The sequence below is a fragment of the Streptomyces sp. NPDC052910 genome, assembly GCF_055585605.1.
Window position 1 is genome coordinate 383,449 of sequence record NZ_JBVJJR010000004.1, and the last position, 18,070, is coordinate 401,518.

Genomic DNA, 18,070 nt, shown 5'->3' on the forward strand with positions numbered 1-18,070 from the left:
AGCCCGTCCGGCGTTTGAGGACAACCGCGGGGAGCGCGGTTTCAGGGGGTCTGGGGGCCGGCCACCAGGAAACGGAGAAAGGGCGGGGCCGGGGCACACCCACCCCCGCTGTCCGACCCCTCTGCTAAGACTGAAGCTGTGAGCAGCGAGAACGGGCACCCCGAAACAGACCCCCCGCAGGGGGAGCAGCTCGCGCTGATCCGCGAAAGCGTGCGCAAGGCGAAGAAGCCGCGGGCCAAGCCGCGCACCTGGCGGGGGGCCGCGCTGGCGAAGGAGCTGCCGGTCGCGAAGGTGCTGGTCGACAAGGGGCCGGTGCACCTGGACAAGTTGTGGGACTACGCCGTGCCCGCCGAGCTGGACGCGGACGCCCGCCCGGGCGCCCGGGTGCGGGTGCGCTTCGGCGCGGGCACGCGCAACGTGCGGGACGGGCGCCGCGAGGGCGGCGGCCTGCTGGACGGGTTCATCGTGGACCGGGTGCCGGAGTCCGACTACCGGGGGCCGCTCGCCGCCATCGCCCAGGTGCTCTCGCCCGAACCCGTCCTCGGCCCACGGCTGTTCGCGCTCTGCCGGTCCGTCGCCGACCGGTACGCGGGCTCGCTCGCCGACGTCCTCCAGTTGGCCGTGCCGCCCCGGCACGCCCGGATCGAGGGGGAGCCGTCCGGGCCGCTGCTGCCCCCGCCGGCCGCACCGGACCCCGGCGGCTGGGCCCGTTACCCGACCGGTGCCGGCTATCTGGAGGCCGTGGCCCGGGGCGAGAGCCCGCGCGCGGTGTGGACGGCGCTCCCCGGACCGCACTGGGCCGACGAGCTGGCCCGGGCCGCCGCCGCCGCGCTCGCCTCGCGGCGCGGAGCGCTGGTCGTCGTGCCCGACGGGCGTGCCGCGGCCCGGGTCGACGCCGCGCTCACCGCACTGCTCGGGCCCGGCCGGCACGTCCTGCTGACCGCCGACACCGGCCCCGAGGAGCGCTACCGGCGCTGGCTCGCGGTCAACCGCGGCGCGGTACGGGCCGTCGTCGGCACCCGCGCCGCCATGTTCGCGCCCGTCCACGACCTGGGGTTCGTCGCGATCTGGGACGACGCCGACTCCAGCCACTCCGAGCAGCACGCGCCGCAGCCGCACGCCCGCGAGGTGCTGCTGTTGCGCGCGGCCCAGGAGAAGGCGGCGTTCCTGCTCGGTGCCTTCGGGTGCAGTGTCGAGGCGGCGCAACTGGTCCGCACCGGCTGGGCGCTGCCGCTGGCCGCCGACCGGGCGCAGGTCCGGGCCGCCGCGCCGCTGGTCCGCACGGTCGGCGACGGCGACCTCGCCCGGGACGAGGCCGCCCGCGCCGCCCGGCTGCCCTCGTTGGCCTGGCAGGTGGCCCGGGAGGGGCTGAGGAACGGCCCGGTGCTGGTCCAGGTACCGCGCCGGGGCTACGTCCCCCGGCTCGCCTGCGAGCGCTGCCGCGAGCCCGCGCGGTGCGGGCGCTGCGCCGGCCCCCTGGAGGCACGGGGAGCCGACGGCGCGCTGCACTGTGGCTGGTGCGGGGTGGAGGCGGTGAACTGGCACTGCCCCGAGTGCGCCGGATCCCGGCTGCGCGCCCAGATCGTGGGAGCGCGCCGGACGGCCGAGGAGCTCGGCCGGGCCTTCCCCGCCGTCCCGGTCCGCACCTCGGGCCGCGACCACGTACTGGACACCGTTCCCGGCGCTCCCGCCCTGGTCGTGGCCACGCCCGGTGCCGAGCCGGTCGCCGAGGGCGGTTACGCCGCGGCCCTGCTGCTCGACGGCTGGGCGCTGCTCGGCCTGCCCGACCTGCGGGCGGGGGAGGAGGCCCTGCGCCGCTGGCTGGCCGCGTCCGCGCTGGTGCGGGGGCAGGCGGCGGGGGGCACGGTCGTCGTCGTGGCCGAGCCGACGCTGCGGCCGGTGCAGGCGCTGGTCCGCTGGGATCCGGCGGGCCACGCCGTTCGGGAGCTCGCCGAACGGGCGGAGCTGGGCTTTCCGCCGGTCTCCCGGATGGCCGCGGTCAGCGGTCCGCCGGAGGCCGTCGCGGAGTTCCTGGCGGCGGCGGAGCTGCCGGAGGGCGCCGACGTACTCGGGCCCGTCCCGGTCGCGCCGACGGCCGAGGGACGGCCGCGCCGCCCCGGGGACCCGCCGCCGGGAGAGCACTGGGAACGGGCCCTGGTCCGCGTCCGCCCCGGTCAGGGCGCCGCGCTGGCCGCCGCACTGCGAACCGCCCAGGCGGTCCGGCTCGCCCGCCGCGACGGCGAGCCGGTGCGGCTGCGGATGGATCCGCCGGACATCGGCTGAGCGGGTCGGGGCGGGGCGCGGGCGGCGGTCCGGCCCGTACGCGTTCGGCAGTGCCGGGCCGCTGCCGGTGGCCCGGGGCCGCCCTTCCGCACCGTTCCCCGCGCCGGCGGCCCCTCACCCGTTCCGCGGCCCCGGGAAGGCCGGCGGGCGGGGCTCCTCGCGGTGGGAGCCCGCGGGCTGGCCGGGGACCGAGCGGGCCGCCGGGACGACCGGGACCGGCGGGGCGCCGACGGTGGCCGCCTGCTCGGGGGCCGGGGCCGGCTCGGTGGCGGTCTGGCCGTTGGCGCGGCGGGCGCCGTAGCGGCGGTGGACCGCCTGCTTGGTGACGCCCAGCGCCGACCCCACCGCGTCCCACGAGAAGCCGAGTGAGCGGTCGAAGTCCACCGCCGCCGTCACCAGTGTCTCGACGCTGTCGCGCAGCTCCTGCGCCAGCCGGACGGTCGGGGCGGGCGCCCGGCCGTAGACGACGAAGCCCGCCGAGGGGCCCGTGCGGCGTGGACGGTAGACATTGCCCAGTTGAGCGGTCAGGGTACGCAGCGCGTCCACCTGTCGGCGGACCCGCTCGATGTCCCGGACCAGGAGATGCAGGCTGGCTCGTGCCTGGGCGTCATGAGTTGCGTGGTCGGGCATCAACAAGCCTCTCGGACCGGCGGTGAACGGGGTGGATACGGACGAGAGTTGACGAGCGGTGCGCGGCCGGCCGCGGTGGCGGCCGGGCCGGTCGGTCAATCTCTCTTGACCCAACGCGCCAAGGCCGGACGGGTCACGCTATGGGGGCGCACATCCGCCGGAATGGGGCGTGCGGTCGGCCGCACGCCCCTTGCTCAAGCCGTGAGGCCGACAGGGCGGCCCGACCGCGCACGCCCTAGACTGTGCGCCGTTCCGCTCGGCGCGTGAGAGGTAGTTCGCCACCCATGAGGCTCGTCTTCGCCGGTACCCCCGAGGTCGCGATTCCCGCCCTCGACGCCCTGCTCGCCTCGGACCGCCACGAGGTCGTCGCCGTGGTCACCCGGCCCGACGCCCCGGCCGGCCGCGGCCGGCGGATGGTCGCCAGCCCGGTCGCCGAGCGCGCCGAGGAGGCGGGCATCGAGGTCCTCAAGCCGAACCGGCCGCGCGACGAGGACTTCCTCACCCGGCTCCGCGAGATCGCGCCCGACTGCTGCCCGGTCGTCGCCTACGGCGCGCTGCTGCCCAAGGCCGCCCTGGAGATCCCCCGGCACGGGTGGGTGAACCTGCACTTCTCCCTGCTCCCCGCCTGGCGCGGCGCCGCCCCCGTGCAGCACGCGGTCATGGCCGGTGACGAGGTCACCGGCGCCTCCACCTTCCTCATCGAGGAGGGCCTCGACTCGGGCCCGGTCTACGGCGTCCTCACCGAGCAGGTCCGCCCCACCGACACCAGTGGTGATCTGCTGACCCGGCTGGCGCTGGCCGGCGGCGGGCTGCTCGCCGCGACCATGGACGGCATCGAGGACGGCACCCTGGAGGCCGTCCCGCAGCCCGCCGAAGGCGTCTCCCTCGCCCCCAAGATCAGCGTCGAGGACGCCCGGATCGACTGGACCGCCCCCGCCCTGCGCTGCGACCGCGTCGTCCGCGGCTGCGCCCCCGCCCCCGGCGCCTGGACGGTGTTCCGCGGCGAGCGGCTGAAGGTCATGTCCCTGGCGCTCGCGCCGGAGCGCACGGACCTCGCGCCCGGGGAGATCGCCGCCGGGAAGAAGAGCGTCCACGTCGGCACCGGCTCGCACGCCGTCGAGCTCCAGTGGGTGCGGCCGCAGGGCAAGAAGCCCATGCAGGCCGCCGACTGGGCCCGCGGCGTCCGCATCACCGCAGGCGAGAAGCTCGGGGACGGCCCGGCCGCGTAGGCTGGAGCCCTTCGTCACCCCCAGCTCCGGAGCACCTTTCGTGAACGATCAGCAGCCGCCTCGTCGGAAGAACGGCCGTCCTGCGAAGCCGCACCGCCGGCCCAAGAAGGACCCGGTCCGGATCCTCGCCTTCGAGGCGCTGCGGGCCGTCGACGAGCGCGACGCCTACGCGAACCTGGTGCTCCCGCCGCTGCTCCGCAAGGCCCGGGAGAAGCACGAGGACTTCGACGCCCGGGACGCCGCCCTCGCCACCGAGCTCGTCTACGGCACCCTGCGCCGCCAGGGGACGTACGACGCGATCATCGCCGCCTGCGTCGACCGCCCGCTGCGCGAGGTGGACCCGCCGGTGCTCGACGTGCTGAGCCTCGGCGTCCACCAGCTCCTCGGCACCCGCATCCCGCCGCACGCGGCCGTCTCGGCCACCGTCGAACTCGCCCGCGTGGTCTGCGGCGACGGCCGGGCGAAGTTCGTCAACGCCGTCCTCCGCAAGGTCACCGCCCACGACCTCGACGGCTGGCTGGAGCGGGTCGCCCCGCCCTACGAGGACGACCCCGAGGAACACCTCGCCGTCGTCCACGCGCACCCGCGCTGGATCGTCTCCGCCCTGTGGGACGCGCTCGGCGGCAGCCGCGCCGGCATCGAGGACCTGCTCGACGCCGACAACGAGCGGCCCGACGTCACCCTCGTCGCCCGGCCCGGCCGGTCCTCCGCCGCCGAGCTGCTGACGGCGCTCGGCGAGGACCGCGCCCTCCCCGGCCGTTGGTCGCCGCACGCCGTCCGGCTGGTCGAGGGCGGTGAGCCCGGCGCGATCGACGCCGTGCGCGAGGGCCGGGCCGGCGTCCAGGACGAGGGCAGCCAGCTCGTCGCCCTCGCCCTCGCCGCGGCCCCGCTGGACGGGCCCGACCGCCGCTGGCTGGACGGCTGCGCGGGCCCCGGCGGCAAGGCCGCGCTGCTCGCCGCCCTCGCGGCGGAGCGTGGTGCCGCCCTGCTGGCCGCCGAGCGCCAGCCGCACCGCGCCCGGCTGGTCGGCCGCGCGCTGGCCGGCAACCCGGGCCCGTACCAGGTCGTCACCGCCGACGGCACCCGCCCGCCGTGGCGCGAGGGCACCTTCGACCGCGTCCTCGTCGACGTCCCCTGCACCGGCCTGGGCGCCCTGCGCCGCCGCCCCGAGGCCCGCTGGCGCCGCCGCGCGGAGGACGTGGCCGGCTTCGGGCCGCTCCAGCGCGACCTGCTCCACGAGGCCCTGCGGTCCGTGCGCACCGGCGGCGTCGTCGGCTACGCGACCTGCTCCCCGCACCCGGCGGAGACCCGTGCCGTGGTCCAGGACGTCCTGAAGCGCGACGGCGTCGAGGCCGAGTGGATCGACGCCCGCCCCCTGCTGCCCGGCGTCCCGGCGCTCGGCGAGGGGCCGGACGTCCAATTGTGGCCGCACCTGCACGGCACGGACGCGATGTACCTGGCGCTGCTGCGGCGCACAGGCTGAGGGACGGGGTCCGGGAGACCGCGCGGGCCCGAAGCCTCTCCGCACGACCGGGCGCCCGGCGCGGCGCGGCTGTTCTGGGCGGTGCTTTCCGGGGCCGCGTCCGCGTGCCGGTGACGGGGAGCGGCCGGTCCGCGTGGTGTCCCCGGGGGTGCCTTATATGCCGGCGAGCGGGCCCGGCGCGGCCGTTCTGGGCGGCGCTTTCCGGGGCCGCGTCCGCGTGCCGGTGACGGGGGGTGGTCGGTCCGCGTGGTGTCCCCGGGAGGTGCCTCATGTGCCGGCGAGGGCCCGGCCCGGCCGTTCTGGGCGGCGCTCTCCGGGCCGCGTCCGCGTACCGGAGGCGGGATGCGGCCGGTCAGCGCGATGTTCCCGGGCGGTCGCGTCCGCGTTCCGGCGAGCGGCCCGGCGCGGCCGTCCTGCGTGACGCTCCCCGGCGGCTGCGCCGCAGGCCGACGGCCGGACCCGGCTCCGCCCGTCCGCACGACGCTCCCCGGGCCGCGATGGCGCCCGCATGCCGTCGGTGGGGCCCGGCCCCGCCGGTCCTGGCGATGTTTCCCGGGCGGTTCCGGCCGGCTGCCGGCGGCGGTATCCGGCGCGGGGCCGGGTGGAGGACCGGTCTGTGGCGGGGCCCGGCCCGCCGGGCACCGGACCCGGGGCGGGTGCCCGCCTGCTCGGCCGGCGGTCCGCAGGGGGTGCCGTCGGCGGGAGCGGCGCCGGCCGGCGGGTGCGTGCCGTGGGAACCGGCCGCCGCCCGTCCGAGAGGGCGACCCTCGCCGTCCGGGCGGCGCCCTCCGCATGGCAGTCTTGGGGCATGACCGTCCAGATCAACCCCAGCATCCTCAGCGCGGACTTCGCCCGCCTGGCCGACGAGGCGCAGGCCGTCAAGGGCGCCGACTGGCTCCACGTCGACGTGATGGACAACCACTTCGTCCCCAACCTCACCCTCGGGGTGCCGGTCGTCGAGTCGCTGAGCCGGGCCACCGGCACGCCGCTGGACTGCCACCTGATGATCGAGGACCCGGACCGCTGGGCCCCGCAGTACGTGGAGGCGGGCGCCGGGTCGGTCACCTTTCATGTGGAGGCCGCCGCCGCCCCCGTCCGGCTGGCGCGGGAGATCCGGGCCAAGGGGGCGCGGGCGTCGATGGCGCTCAAGCCCGCGACGCCCATCGAGCCGTACGAGGACCTGCTCCCCGAACTCGACATGCTGCTGATCATGACCGTGGAGCCGGGCTTCGGCGGGCAGAAGTTCCTGGACATCATGCTGCCCAAGATCCGCCGCACCCGGGAACTGATCTCCCGGCACGGCCTGGAGCTCTGGCTCCAGGTGGACGGCGGCGTCTCGGCCGAGACCATCGAGCGGTGCGCCGAGGCGGGCGCCGACGTGTTCGTCGCGGGTTCGGCTGTTTACGGTACCGATGACCCGGCGGCCGCCGTACGCTCACTGCGTGAGCTCGCGGAGACGGCCACCTCGGCCGCGCCTTGGGCCTGCGGCCACTGAGCCACCGGGTCCGGGGGCCTTCCGGGGCTGCGGCCGGTACCGGGCGAAGATCGGGACCGCCGTTTTCTGACAGGATGTGACGGTCGAGTCCACAAGGTGAACGCAGCAGTGAGGAGAACGCGGTGTCGACGGGCCGTTCAGTGACGCCGATGGGGCCCGCCGAACTCGTGCAGGCGGCGGCCATGGCCCGCCGTTTCTATCTGGAGGGCAAGTCCAAGATCCAGATCGCCGAGGAGTTCGGCGTGAGCCGCTTCAAGGTGGCCCGGGTGCTGGAGACGGCGCTCGAACGCGATCTGGTGCGCATCGAGATCCGGGTGCCCGCCGAGCTGGACGCGGAGCGCTCCGACGCGCTGCGGGCCCGCTACGGCCTGCGGCACGCCGTCGTCGTCGAGTCCCCGGCGGACGCGGCCGAGGACGCGCCCGACCCGGAGAACCTGGGCGAGGTGGCCGCCGGGCTGCTCGGCGAGCTGGTGAACGAGGGCGACGTCCTCGGCCTCGCCTGGGGCCGCTCCACCATCCACATGGCGGCGGCCCTGCACCGGTTGCCGCCCTGCACCGTCGTCCAGCTCACCGGCGTCTACGACGCGGGCACCGCCGAGCGCGGCTCCGTCGAGGCGGTCCGCCGGGCGGCCCAGGTCTCCGGCGGCGAGGCCCACCCGATCTACGCCCCGATGCTGCTCCCCGATCCGGCCACCGCCGCCGCGCTGCGCGGCCAGACGGGGATCGCCCGGGCCTTCGACTACTTCGACAAGGTGACCGTCGCCGCGGTCTCCATCGGCTCCTGGGAGCCGGGCATCTCCACCGTCTACGACATGCTGTCGGACGAGGAGCGCACCCACTACGCGTCGCTGGGCGCCGCCGCCGAGATGTCGGCGCACCTCTTCGACGCCGAGGGCCGCCGGATCGGGCGTGACCTGGGCGAGCGCTGCATCACGGTGGAGGCGGACCGGCTCCGGCGCATCCCCGAGGTCGTGGCCATCGCGGGCGGCGCGCGCAAGGCGGCGGCGATCGGCGCCGTGCTGCGGTCGGGCCTGGTCACCAGCCTGGTGACGGACACGGCCGCGGCGGAGTACCTGCTGACGGAGTCGGCTCCCGGCCCGCGCCCGGCGCTGGAGCGGGCCGACCCGGACGTCTGAGCCGTCGTCCGGCCGGTGTCGTTCCCGGCGCCCGGCCGGCGTCCCCGGCCTCGCCCTCCTCCGGCCCCGAGGGGCGGTGGGCGATGTCCTGGTGCGCCCTGACCGCCACCGTGCGGGGACCGGCCCGCGGGCCCTCCGGACGGGCCGCGGGCGGGCTTGGCCGAAGCCACAGGGGCCGCCGTGGCCGACTGGCCGAATCCACAGGAATGCCGCGAAATCTCACAGTCATTGGCCAACAGCCCACGACATCGTGGATGATGGGTCCAGGAACCTCAGCCCGATCCGGCGCTGGTTCGAGCTGACTCCCCACCCGCTTCGTAGTTCTATTTCTGCAGGTGAGAGAGCCAGTATGCGTTTCCTCAACGATCTGAAGCCGCCGTACGACCTGACGTACGACGACGTCTTCATGGTGCCGAGCCGGTCCGCGGTCGGTTCCCGTCAGGGCGTGGACCTGTCCGCGCCGGACGGCACGGGCACCACCATCCCGCTCGTGGTCGCCAACATGACCGCCATCGCGGGCCGCCGCATGGCGGAGACCGTCGCCCGCCGCGGCGGCCTCGTGGTCATCCCCCAGGACATCCCGATCGAGGTCGTCACCGACGTCATCACCTGGGTCAAGAGCCGGCACCACGTGCTGGACACCCCCATCGTCCTCGCCCCCACCCAGACCGTCGCCGACGCGCTGTCCCTGCTGCCCAAGCGGGCGCACGGTGCCGGCGTCGTCGTGGACGCGGACCACCGGCCCGTCGGCGTCGTCACCGAGCACGACCTGACCGGCGTGGACCGCTTCACCCAGTTGTCCGAGGTCATGTCCAAGGAGCTGCTGCTCCTGGACGCCGACATCGACCCGCGCGAGGCGTTCAACCAGCTCGACGCGGCCCACCGCAAGCTGGCCCCCGCCGTCGACAAGGACGGCAAGCTGGCGGGCATCCTCACCCGCAAGGGCGCCCTGCGCGCGACCCTCTACACCCCGGCCACCGACGCCGACGGCAAGCTGCGCATCGCGGCCGCCGTGGGCATCAACGGCGATGTGGCGGGCAAGGCCAAGGCGCTGCTGGACGCCGGCGCGGACACCATCGTGGTGGACACCGCGCACGGCCACCAGGAGTCGATGATCGCCGCGATCAAGGCCGTCCGGGCGCTGGACCCGCGGGTCCCGATCGTCGCGGGCAACATCGTCGCGGCCGAGGGCGTGCGCGACCTCATCGAGGCCGGCGCGGACATCATCAAGGTCGGTGTGGGCCCCGGCGCCATGTGCACCACCCGCATGATGACCGGCGTGGGCCGGCCGCAGTTCTCCGCGGTGCTGGAGTGCGCCGCCGAGGCGAAGAAGTTCGGCAAGCACGTCTGGGCCGACGGTGGCGTCCGCCACCCGCGTGACGTGGCGATGGCGCTGGCCGCCGGTGCCTCCAACGTCATGATCGGTTCCTGGTTCGCGGGCACCTACGAGTCCCCGGGCGACCTCCAGCAGTCCGCCGACGGCCGGCTGTACAAGGAGAGCTTCGGCATGGCCTCGGCCCGTGCCGTGCGCAACCGCACCTCGGAGGAGTCCGCCTACGACCGCGCCCGCAAGGGTCTGTTCGAAGAGGGCATCTCCACCTCGCGGATGTTCCTCGACCCGGCCCGCCCGGGTGTCGAGGACCTGATCGACTCGATCATCGCGGGCGTCCGCTCGTCCTGCACCTACGCGGGCGCGGGCAACCTCGCGGAGTTCCACGAGCGGGCCGTCGTCGGCGTCCAGAGCGCCGCCGGTTACGCGGAGGGCAAGCCGCTGCACGCGAGCTGGCAGTAGTCGTCACAGCAGCCCGAAAAAGGGGCGCGGCCGATTCGGCCGCGCCCCTTTTCGTCGTTTTCCGCCGGACCGGAGCCCGCTGTGGTTGACGCCTACATGTACCGATTCGTAAGGTGACATGCAACGAACGTCCATTCTTGGCATGCAGACGCAACGATCGTACGGGCATGCGCAAGAATGGTGCATTACGAGCCTGGGCCCTCACCTCGTAGGGTTCCGCGCAGTACGTGGAGTGGCGGGTACCGCTTGCTCGCGGTCCCCCTCCTTTCTCGGTCGTCCCCCTGCCGACGCAACCGACGGGTGGCCGCTTGCGGTACCGGTGGCTCCACCGGCAGCGATGAACGGAGCGACCCCCGTGCTGGACCAAGACACAGCGCCCCCCGCCGCCGGCAACGGCAAGCGCCCCCCGCAGCCGCCCGCCGGGACCGGTTCCCGGCTCATGCGACGCAAGCCGGTCGAGCGACTCGTCGCCGAGGCCGGTCAGGGCGAGGGCGGTACGCTGCGCCGCTCGCTCGGCATGTGGCAGTTGACCATGATCAGCATCGGCGCCACCCTCGGCACCGGCATCTTCGTGGTGCTCGGCACCGCGGTCCCGGACGCCGGCCCCGCCGTCGTCCTGTCGTTCGTCCTCGCGGGCCTCACCGCGCTCTTCTCCGCGCTCTCCTACGCGGAGCTGGCCGGCACCATCCCGGTCTCCGGCTCCTCGTACTCGTACTCCTACGCCACGCTCGGTGAGATCGTCGCCTGGATCTGCGGCTGGTGCCTGATCCTGGAGTACGGCGTCTCCGTCGCGGCCGTGGCCGTCGGCTGGGGGCAGTACCTCAACGAGCTGCTGGACGGCACCATCGGCGTGACCATCCCGGCGTCCCTGGCCAACCCGCCCGGTGACGGCGGCATCTTCAACGTGCCCGCCCTGCTCGTCGTGCTCCTCTGCATGGCGTTCCTGCTCGGCGGCGCCAAGGAGAGCGCCCGCGCCAACGCCATCATGGTCGGCGTGAAGATCGTCGCCCTGCTGCTGTTCTGCGCCGTGGCCTTCACCGGCATCAAGGCCGGCAACTACTCGCCGTTCATGCCGCTGGGCCTGGCGGGCGTCAGCAACGCCGGCGCCAGCCTGTTCTTCTCCTACATCGGCTTCGACGCCGCCTCCACCGCCGGTGAGGAGGCCAAGGACCCGAAGAAGGACCTGCCCAAGGCGATCATGCTGTCGCTGCTGATCGTCACGGCCCTCTACGTCCTGGTCGCCGCGATCGCCGTGGGCGCCCTGCCCTGGAAGCAGTTCGAGGGCTCCGAGGCCGCGCTCGCCGGCATCATGGAGGACGTCACCGGCCAGAGCTTCTGGGCCGTGCTGCTCGCCGCCGGCGCTGTCATCGCCATCGCCAGTGTGGTGCTGACCGTCCTCTACGGCCAGACCCGCATCCTTTTCACCATGGCCCGTGACGGCCTGGTGCCCAAGGCGTTCGCCAAGGTCAGCCCGAACAAGGGCGTGCCGGTGGCCAACACGATCATCACCTGCGCCTTCTGCGGCATCCTCGCCGCGGCCGTGCCGCTGGCCGAGCTCGCCGACGCCACCAGCATCGGCACCCTCTTCGCCTTCGCCCTGGTCAACGTGGCCGTCATCGTCCTGGCCGTGAAGCGGCCGGACATGAAGCGCACCTTCAGCGTCCCGCTGTCCGGGGTCTGCGTCCCGCTCTTCGGCGGGCTGCGCCTGCGGCTCGGCATGATCTTCCCGGTGATCGGCTTCGCGCTCTGCCTCTACATGATGACCCGGCTCTCCGTGATCACCTGGGAGGTCTTCGGGGTCTGGATGGCCGTCGGGTTCCTCATCTACTTCGCGTACGGCATGCGGCACTCCCGCCTCAACGGCGGAACGGGCGACGGCCCGGCCGGGGCGGACGCGGTCGAGGCGCCCGCGAAGGGCTAGTACCGCCGTCGCGAGTCGGGGCGAACGCCGGATACGTGATCTACTGCTGGAGGAAGAGCAGGATCCCGTAGAAAAGTGATTCACCCGCAGTGCGACTCAACGAGCTCGACGAACGTATCGTGCACGCCCTGGCCGAGGACGCCCGGCGTTCCTACGCCGACATCGGCGCCGAGGTCGGCCTGTCCGCGCCCGCGGTGAAGCGGCGCGTGGACAGGCTGCGTGCCGAGGGGGCCATCACCGGGTTCACCGTCCGGGTGGACCCGGGGGCCCTCGGCTGGGAGACCGAGGGCTTCATCGAGCTCTACTGCCGCCGCAACACCTCGCCCGAGGCGATCCACCGCGGCCTCTCCCGCTACCCCGAGGTGGCGTCCGCCTCCACCGTCACCGGTGAGGCCGACGCCATCGTGCAGATCTTCGCCTCCGACATGCGGCACTTCGAACGGGTGCTGGAACGCATCGCCGGCGAACCGTTCGTCGAACGGACCAAGTCGGTGCTGGTGCTGTCGCCGCTGCTGCGCCGCTTCACCTCCGGGGCACCGTCCTGACGTCCGCCTCCGCGGGCGGTTCCGGTGCTCCTGCCGGGCCGGACCGCTTGTTCGCCCGTGCGGGGGACGACGCGGCCGACGTGTCGCCCCAGCGGGCCATTCCCGGCACACGGGCATCACGCGTTGCCCTCGCGGGAGCGTTTTTCGGCCATGCGATCCTCTCGCCCCCGGGTCAGGAAGCCGACGTCGCGCGCGCGAACCCGTGCAGGATCGTCGTGAGCTGGGCAGGGGCGTCCTCCTGGACCAGATGGCCGGCGCCGGGGATCGGTTCGAAGGAGGCGCCGGGTATCGCGGCGGCCAGCTCGCGGCCCTTCTCCACCGGGATCCACGCGTCGTCGGTGCCCCAGCAGACGGTGACCGGGAAGGCGATCTCGCCGTAGCGGCCCTGGATCTCGTCGGTGTGACGCTGGTCGGCCTGGGCGATCTGCCGGTAGAACGCGGGCCGGCCCGCCTCGCCGAGCCAGGGCTCGACGAGCCGCTCCAGGACGGCGGGGTGCAGGCCGGGACCGCCGGTCGTGCCGATGTACTCGCGGACGAGCGCGGCGTGCAGGGTGTCCGGCAACTGCTCGAAGACGTGGGAGTGCGCGCCGACCAGCCGGAAGAACGGCGATCCCCAGGGGGCCAGCGCCACCGGGTCGACGAGGGCGAGGGCGCGGTAGTGGGCGCCGTGCAGCAGGTGGCCGCGCAGCGCGACGGCGCCGCCGAAGTCGTGCGCCACGACCAGGGGTTCGGCCAGTCCCCACTGGGCCAGGAGCTCCGTGAACACCCGGGCCTGGGCGGCCAGGGAGACGTCCTGTCCCGCGGCCTTCTCCGACTGCCCGTAACCGGGCATGTCCCAGACGTACACCCGGTGATCCCGGGCGAGGGACCGGGCCACCGCGCGCCAGACGTAGGACGAGAACGGGGTGCCGTGCAGCAGGACGACCGGCGGCCGGCCGTCCGCGCCGAAACGGTCCCAGCGGACTTCGCCGGTGGGCCCGGCGAAGGTCCGCGTCAACTGCCATTCCCGCATGGGGATTCCTCTCGGTCGGGATGCGAACGCGAGGAATCGATCTTGCCGGGATCAGGCCCCGGTCGTCGAGCCGGGCCGGACGATCATCAGGACGGTCACGATCGCCCAGGTCAGGGCGAACAGACCGGTGATCATCGACAGCCGGGGCAGGCCCGCGGCGAGCTTGGGGGCCGCCTCGGGCGCGGCGTCCTGGAGGTCGAGCGCGTCGATGATCGCGTCCTGGCTGAACACCGCGACCGCCAGCAGCACCGCCGCCACCGCCGTCAGTGCCATCGAGACGACCAGCCAGGTGTCGCCCAGGACGCCCATCCGCTGGGCCGTCGCCATGCCGAAGGCGGGAACGGTCACCGAGATCGCCGAGTAGACCCGGGTGATGCGGTGGAGGATCCGCAGGGCGGAGGTGCCCTTCTCGGTGCGGTCGCCGTCCGGGGCCAGGGCCTGCCGCGCGAAGCGGGGGAAGAGGCTGGCGGCCACGGTCGCCGGACCTATGAGCAGGATCGCTGCCAGCACATGCAGGCTGAGCAGGAGTTTCGTCATGGCTTTCCGCTCCCATCGCGGTCGGGCGGGCAGAACCGGGCCGGCCGAGGGTTTCAGTCTGGCTTAAACATCGTGAGACGCTAGCATCCCTGGGCGGCGTGGCCGGAAGTGGCCCCGGGGTGAGGGCCGGCGGGTAGTGCGGACGTGATGCGGGCGAGAGGTGATGGTGATGGCCGGGGGCGAGCGGACCGAGGCGTTCCGCGCGGAGCCCGGGACCGCCCCGGACGGGCCGGCGGCGGCGGAGGAGACCCGGCTCGCCGTCGAAGCGGCCCGGCCCGGCGGGCGACCGCCCGCGGGCGGCCCTCCGGCGGGCATGCCGCTGCCGTTGATGCTCATCGGGCTGGGCCGGTTCGTCGAGGACGCGGCCCATCGCGTGCTGTCCGCCCGGGACGGCTATTCGTTGCGCATGATGGGCGCCCTCGGCCACCTCGCCCGTGAGCCCGGCCTCTCCTACAGCGAACTGGCACGGCGCGCCGGTGTGACGGCGCAGAGCATGCAGGCCACGGTCCTCCGGCTGGAGGAGGCCGGTGCCGTCGCGCGCACGACGCCCGCCGGCCGGGGGCGGAAGGCGGTGCTCCAGGTCACCGACCAGGGGCGGCGGATGCTCGACGCCATGCGGCAGGTCCTGGCCGGGCTGGAGGACCCGCTGACGGCGGGGCTGTCCGCGGAGGAGCGGGCGGTGCTGGCTCGGGTGCTGGGACGTGTGATGGGCAACGCCGCGGCGGCGTCCGGCCGCTGACGATCCGCGGCGACCGCTGACGGTGTCCGGTGGGCGCTGACGATGTCCGGCCAGTGGTGAGGGTCACCAGTGAACGGTGGCGGTCGTCGGCGGGCGGTGGGGGAGGGGCCCCGAGAATCCGGGACCGGCGAAGGACGGAGGCGGGAGGCCCCATCCGGCCGGTGCCCTGTCCGTTGCCCGGCCGTGCGGCAGTACGCGTTCGGGGAGCTGCCAGGGAGTGCGGCCAGGGCACCGGCCGGGTGGAGGCGGGAGGCCCCACCCGGCCGACGCTCTTGCCACTGCGCGGCTGCTGCCCGGCCGCTGTCCGGCTGCCGCGCGGCCGTGCGCCAGTACGCGTCCGGGGGTGCGGCCAGGGTGCGCGGAGGTCCGGTCCACCCCTCGACCTCGGAGGCCGCGCAACGAATCGCCGCCCACTCCCGAAAAGGCGCAACGAATCGCTCGGCAGGACGCAACATCCGTAGCTTGTCGCCCAGAGACGCCGGGCCGTACCGTCAAGGCGTTTAACGGAATCCTGACCGGAATCCCGTCGAAAGTTCATCGAAACGCCTTCATCCCGCATTTCCGCGCACCCCCGAAGAGGACACATGAAGCCGCTGCGTATCGCGCTGTTCCAAGGGCCCTGTGGCGTTCCGTCCTCGACGGACGCCGCCCTCGGCGCGCTGGACGCCGCGGTCCGCCGCGCGGCGGAGTCCGGCGCCCGGCTGCTGCTCACCAACGAGCTGTACCTGACCGGCTACGCGCTCGGCGACCTGGTCCCCGACCGCGCCGAACCCGCCGACGGGCCCGGCGCCGAGGCCGTGGCCGCGATCGCCGCCCGGCACGGGGTGGCCATCGGCTACGGCTACCCGGAGCGGGACGGCGCCGCCGTCTACAACGCGCTCCAGCTCATGGGCCCGCAGGGCACCCCGCTGGCCCACTACCGCAAGACCCACCTCTTCGGCGCGTACGAGACGACGTACTTCACGCCCGGTGCGGAGGCGGTGGTGCAGGCCGAGCTCGACGGTGTCCGGCTGGGACTGCTGATCTGCTACGACGTCGAGTTCCCCGAGCCCGTGCGGGCGCACGCCCTGGCCGGCACCGAGCTGCTGCTCGCACCGACCGCGCTGATGCGGCCCTACGAGATCGTGCCCCAGACGATCGTCCCGGCCCGCGCCTGGGAGAGCCAGCTCTACATCGCCTACGTCAACCGGTGCGGTACGGAAGGCGAGTTCGCCTTCGCCGGGCTGTCCTGCCTCGCCGCTCCGGACGGGACCGTACGCGCCCGGGCCGGCGCCGACGAGGACCTGCTCGTCGCCGAGGCCGACCCCGCCCTGCTCCACCGGTCGCGCGCCGAGAACACCTACCTGGCCGACCGCAGGCCGGAGCTCTACACGCGGCTCGTCTGAGCCCGCCTCCTCACTTCACTGTCACACCCCCTTGCACGCAGGAGAGTTCAGCCGATGACGTCCACGGTGCCCACCGCCGTCCACGACGAGCAGGTCCAGCAGAACGAGCCGCCGATCACCATGTTCGGCCCGGACTTTCCCTTCGCCTACGACGACTACCTGGCCCACCCGGCCGGTCTGGGCCAGATACCGGCCACCGAGCACGGTGCCGAGGTCGCGGTCATCGGCGGCGGGCTCTCCGGCATCGTGGCGGCGTACGAGCTGATGAAGATGGGCCTCAAGCCCGTCGTCTACGAGGCGGACCAAATCGGCGGCCGGCTCCGCACGGTCGGCTTCGACGGCTGCGCCGAGGGCGCGGACGCGGGCCTGACCGCCGAGATGGGCGCCATGCGCTTCCCTCCCTCCTCCACCGCCTTCCAGCACTACGTCGACCTGGTGGGCCTGGAGACCAAGCCGTTCCCCAACCCGCTGGCGCCGTGCACCCCCTCCACCGTCGTGGACCTCAAGGGCGAGAGCCACTACGCGGAGACCATCGACGACCTGCCGCAGGTCTACCGTGACGTCGCCCAGGCCTGGGCCGCCTGCCTGGAGGAGGGCGCGGACTTCTCCGACATGAACCGCGCCATGCGCGAGCGCGACGTGCCCCGCATCCGGGAGATCTGGGCCAAGCTCGTCGAGAAGCTCGACAACCAGACCTTCTACGGCTTCCTCTGCGAGTCGGAGGCCTTCAAGTCCTTCCGCCACCGGGAGATCTTCGGCCAGGTCGGCTTCGGCACCGGCGGCTGGGACACCGACTTCCCCAACTCCATCCTGGAGATCCTGCGCGTCGTCTACACCGAGGCGGACGACCACCACCGCGGCATCGTCGGCGGCAGCCAGCAGCTTCCGCTGCGGCTCTGGGAGCGCGAGCCGGCGAAGCTCGTCCACTGGCCGCACGGCACCTCGCTGTCCTCCCTGCACGACGGCGCGCCCCGCCCGGCCGTGACCCGCCTGCACCGCACGGCAGGCAACCGGATCACGGTCACCGACGCCGGCGGCGACATCCGCACCTACCGCGCGGCCATCTTCACCGCCCAGTCCTGGATGCTGCTGTCGAAGATCGAGTGTGACGACGCGCTCCTCCCGATCGACCACTGGACCGCGGTCGAGCGCACCCACTACATGGAGTCCTCCAAGCTGTTCGTGCCGGTGGACCGGCCGTTCTGGCTGGACAAGGACGCGTCGGGCCGGGACGTCATGTCGATGACGCTCACCGACCGCATGACGCGCGGTACGTACCTCCTGGACGACGGCCCGGACAAGCCCGCCGTGATCTGCCTCTCCTACACCTGGTGCGACGACAGTCTGAAGTGGCTGCCGCTCTCCGCCAACGAGCGCCTGGAGGTCATGCTCAAGTCGCTCGGCGAGATCTATCCCGGCGTCGACATCCGCAAGCACATCATCGGCAACCCGGTGACGGTCTCCTGGGAGAACGAGCCCTACTTCATGGGCGCGTTCAAGGCCAACCTCCCCGGCCACTACCGCTACCAGCGCCGGCTGTTCACCCACTTCATGCAGGACCGCCTCCCCGAGGACAAGCGCGGCATCTTCCTCGCGGGCGACGACATCTCCTGGACGGCCGGCTGGGCCGAGGGTGCCGTGCAGACCGCGCTGAACGCCGTCTGGGGTGTGATGCGCCAGTTCGGCGGGGCCACCGACCCGACCAACCCGGGCCCGGGCGACGTCTACGACGAGATCGCGCCCGTCGAGCTGCCCGAGGACTGACCCGGCGGGCCGGAGGAGCGGTCCGGGCCGGGCAGCCGGCTCACCCCCTCCGCCCGTCCCGGAAGCGCTCCGCCGCCGCCCGCCCGGCGAGCGGGGCGCTTCCGTCCCCCCGGACGTCC

At 73.9% G+C, this 18,070-nt stretch carries 14 protein-coding genes; 11 read left to right on the forward strand and 3 right to left on the reverse strand.

The genetic code is table 11. The annotated features are described in order from the left end of the window. The first annotated feature begins 138 nt into the window (after positions 1-138). Positions 139-2,283, forward strand: a complete 2,145-nt coding sequence (locus tag ACZ6X9_RS18040; protein ID WP_469778956.1) for a primosomal protein N' — start codon at positions 139-141, stop codon at positions 2,281-2,283. A 114-nt stretch (positions 2,284-2,397) separates the two neighbouring features. Here the strand turns inward: ACZ6X9_RS18040 and ACZ6X9_RS18045 are convergent, their stop codons facing one another. Then, positions 2,398-2,913, reverse strand: coding sequence for a hypothetical protein (locus ACZ6X9_RS18045; protein ID WP_436781573.1), 516 nt, complete (start codon positions 2,911-2,913; stop codon positions 2,398-2,400). A gap of 284 nt (positions 2,914-3,197) precedes the next feature. Between ACZ6X9_RS18045 and fmt the strand changes: the two genes are divergently transcribed. The 7 genes from fmt to ACZ6X9_RS18080 all read left to right on the forward strand — a co-directional run bounded on the left by fmt (position 3,198) and on the right by ACZ6X9_RS18080 (position 12,514). Next, on the forward strand, positions 3,198-4,142 hold the full coding sequence (fmt, locus tag ACZ6X9_RS18050) for a methionyl-tRNA formyltransferase (RefSeq protein WP_469778957.1): 945 nt from the start codon (positions 3,198-3,200) through the stop codon (positions 4,140-4,142). A 40-nt stretch (positions 4,143-4,182) separates the two neighbouring features. Then, positions 4,183-5,625, forward strand: coding sequence for an RsmB/NOP family class I SAM-dependent RNA methyltransferase (locus ACZ6X9_RS18055; RefSeq protein WP_469778958.1), 1,443 nt, complete (start codon positions 4,183-4,185; stop codon positions 5,623-5,625). 808 nt (positions 5,626-6,433) lie between these two features. Next, positions 6,434-7,120, forward strand: coding sequence for a ribulose-phosphate 3-epimerase (rpe, locus tag ACZ6X9_RS18060; RefSeq protein ID WP_469778959.1), 687 nt, complete (start codon positions 6,434-6,436; stop codon positions 7,118-7,120). Positions 7,121-7,269: 149 nt separating this feature from the next. Further along, the gene (locus ACZ6X9_RS18065) at positions 7,270-8,256 is read left to right on the forward strand and encodes a sugar-binding transcriptional regulator (protein WP_469778960.1); all 987 of its coding nucleotides are present in this window, start codon (positions 7,270-7,272) and stop codon (positions 8,254-8,256) included. A gap of 349 nt (positions 8,257-8,605) precedes the next feature. Continuing rightward, positions 8,606-10,048: a GuaB1 family IMP dehydrogenase-related protein gene (locus ACZ6X9_RS18070; RefSeq protein WP_469778961.1), complete on the forward strand. Its 1,443-nt coding sequence runs from the start codon at positions 8,606-8,608 to the stop codon at positions 10,046-10,048. 355 nt (positions 10,049-10,403) lie between these two features. Next, positions 10,404-11,969, forward strand: coding sequence for an amino acid permease (locus tag ACZ6X9_RS18075; RefSeq protein ID WP_469778962.1), 1,566 nt, complete (start codon positions 10,404-10,406; stop codon positions 11,967-11,969). Positions 11,970-12,058: 89 nt separating this feature from the next. After that, a complete protein-coding gene (locus ACZ6X9_RS18080) occupies positions 12,059-12,514 on the forward strand; it encodes an Lrp/AsnC family transcriptional regulator (protein ID WP_199893994.1) in 456 nt (151 codons plus the stop codon). 172 nt (positions 12,515-12,686) lie between these two features. Here the strand turns inward: ACZ6X9_RS18080 and ACZ6X9_RS18085 are convergent, their stop codons facing one another. Together ACZ6X9_RS18085 and ACZ6X9_RS18090 are read right to left on the reverse strand one after the other, a co-directional pair. Further along, complete coding sequence (locus ACZ6X9_RS18085; protein ID WP_469778963.1) at positions 12,687-13,526, reverse strand: alpha/beta fold hydrolase; 840 nt, start codon at positions 13,524-13,526, stop codon at positions 12,687-12,689. 51 nt (positions 13,527-13,577) lie between these two features. Further along, a complete protein-coding gene (locus tag ACZ6X9_RS18090; RefSeq protein ID WP_469778964.1) occupies positions 13,578-14,063 on the reverse strand; it encodes a DUF2269 family protein in 486 nt (161 codons plus the stop codon). A gap of 169 nt (positions 14,064-14,232) precedes the next feature. Between ACZ6X9_RS18090 and ACZ6X9_RS18095 the strand changes: the two genes are divergently transcribed. The 3 genes from ACZ6X9_RS18095 (at position 14,233) to ACZ6X9_RS18105 (ending at position 17,951) form a co-directional block, all read left to right on the forward strand. Then, positions 14,233-14,802, forward strand: coding sequence for a MarR family winged helix-turn-helix transcriptional regulator (locus ACZ6X9_RS18095; protein WP_469778965.1), 570 nt, complete (start codon positions 14,233-14,235; stop codon positions 14,800-14,802). 584 nt (positions 14,803-15,386) lie between these two features. Then, positions 15,387-16,187, forward strand: a complete 801-nt coding sequence (locus tag ACZ6X9_RS18100) for a carbon-nitrogen hydrolase family protein (RefSeq protein ID WP_469778966.1) — start codon at positions 15,387-15,389, stop codon at positions 16,185-16,187. A gap of 54 nt (positions 16,188-16,241) precedes the next feature. Further along, positions 16,242-17,951 (forward strand): flavin monoamine oxidase family protein, encoded by a 1,710-nt coding sequence (locus ACZ6X9_RS18105; protein ID WP_469778967.1) that lies wholly within the window; start codon positions 16,242-16,244, stop codon positions 17,949-17,951. Positions 17,952-18,070: the final 119 nt, after the last annotated feature.

Coding starts and splice junctions, on each gene's coding strand:
- rpe (WP_469778959.1), top strand. CDS start 6,434: ATGACCGTCCAGATCAACCCCAGCATCCTCAGCGCGGACTTCGCCCGC.
- fmt (WP_469778957.1), top strand. CDS start 3,198: ATGAGGCTCGTCTTCGCCGGTACCCCCGAGGTCGCGATTCCCGCCCTC.
- ACZ6X9_RS18090 (WP_469778964.1), bottom strand. CDS start 14,063: ATGACGAAACTCCTGCTCAGCCTGCATGTGCTGGCAGCGATCCTGCTC.
- ACZ6X9_RS18065 (WP_469778960.1), top strand. CDS start 7,270: ATGGGGCCCGCCGAACTCGTGCAGGCGGCGGCCATGGCCCGCCGTTTC.
- ACZ6X9_RS18070 (WP_469778961.1), top strand. CDS start 8,606: ATGCGTTTCCTCAACGATCTGAAGCCGCCGTACGACCTGACGTACGAC.
- ACZ6X9_RS18085 (WP_469778963.1), bottom strand. CDS start 13,526: ATGCGGGAATGGCAGTTGACGCGGACCTTCGCCGGGCCCACCGGCGAA.
- ACZ6X9_RS18105 (WP_469778967.1), top strand. CDS start 16,242: ATGACGTCCACGGTGCCCACCGCCGTCCACGACGAGCAGGTCCAGCAG.
- ACZ6X9_RS18095 (WP_469778965.1), top strand. CDS start 14,233: ATGGCCGGGGGCGAGCGGACCGAGGCGTTCCGCGCGGAGCCCGGGACC.
- ACZ6X9_RS18100 (WP_469778966.1), top strand. CDS start 15,387: ATGAAGCCGCTGCGTATCGCGCTGTTCCAAGGGCCCTGTGGCGTTCCG.
- ACZ6X9_RS18045 (WP_436781573.1), bottom strand. CDS start 2,913: ATGCCCGACCACGCAACTCATGACGCCCAGGCACGAGCCAGCCTGCAT.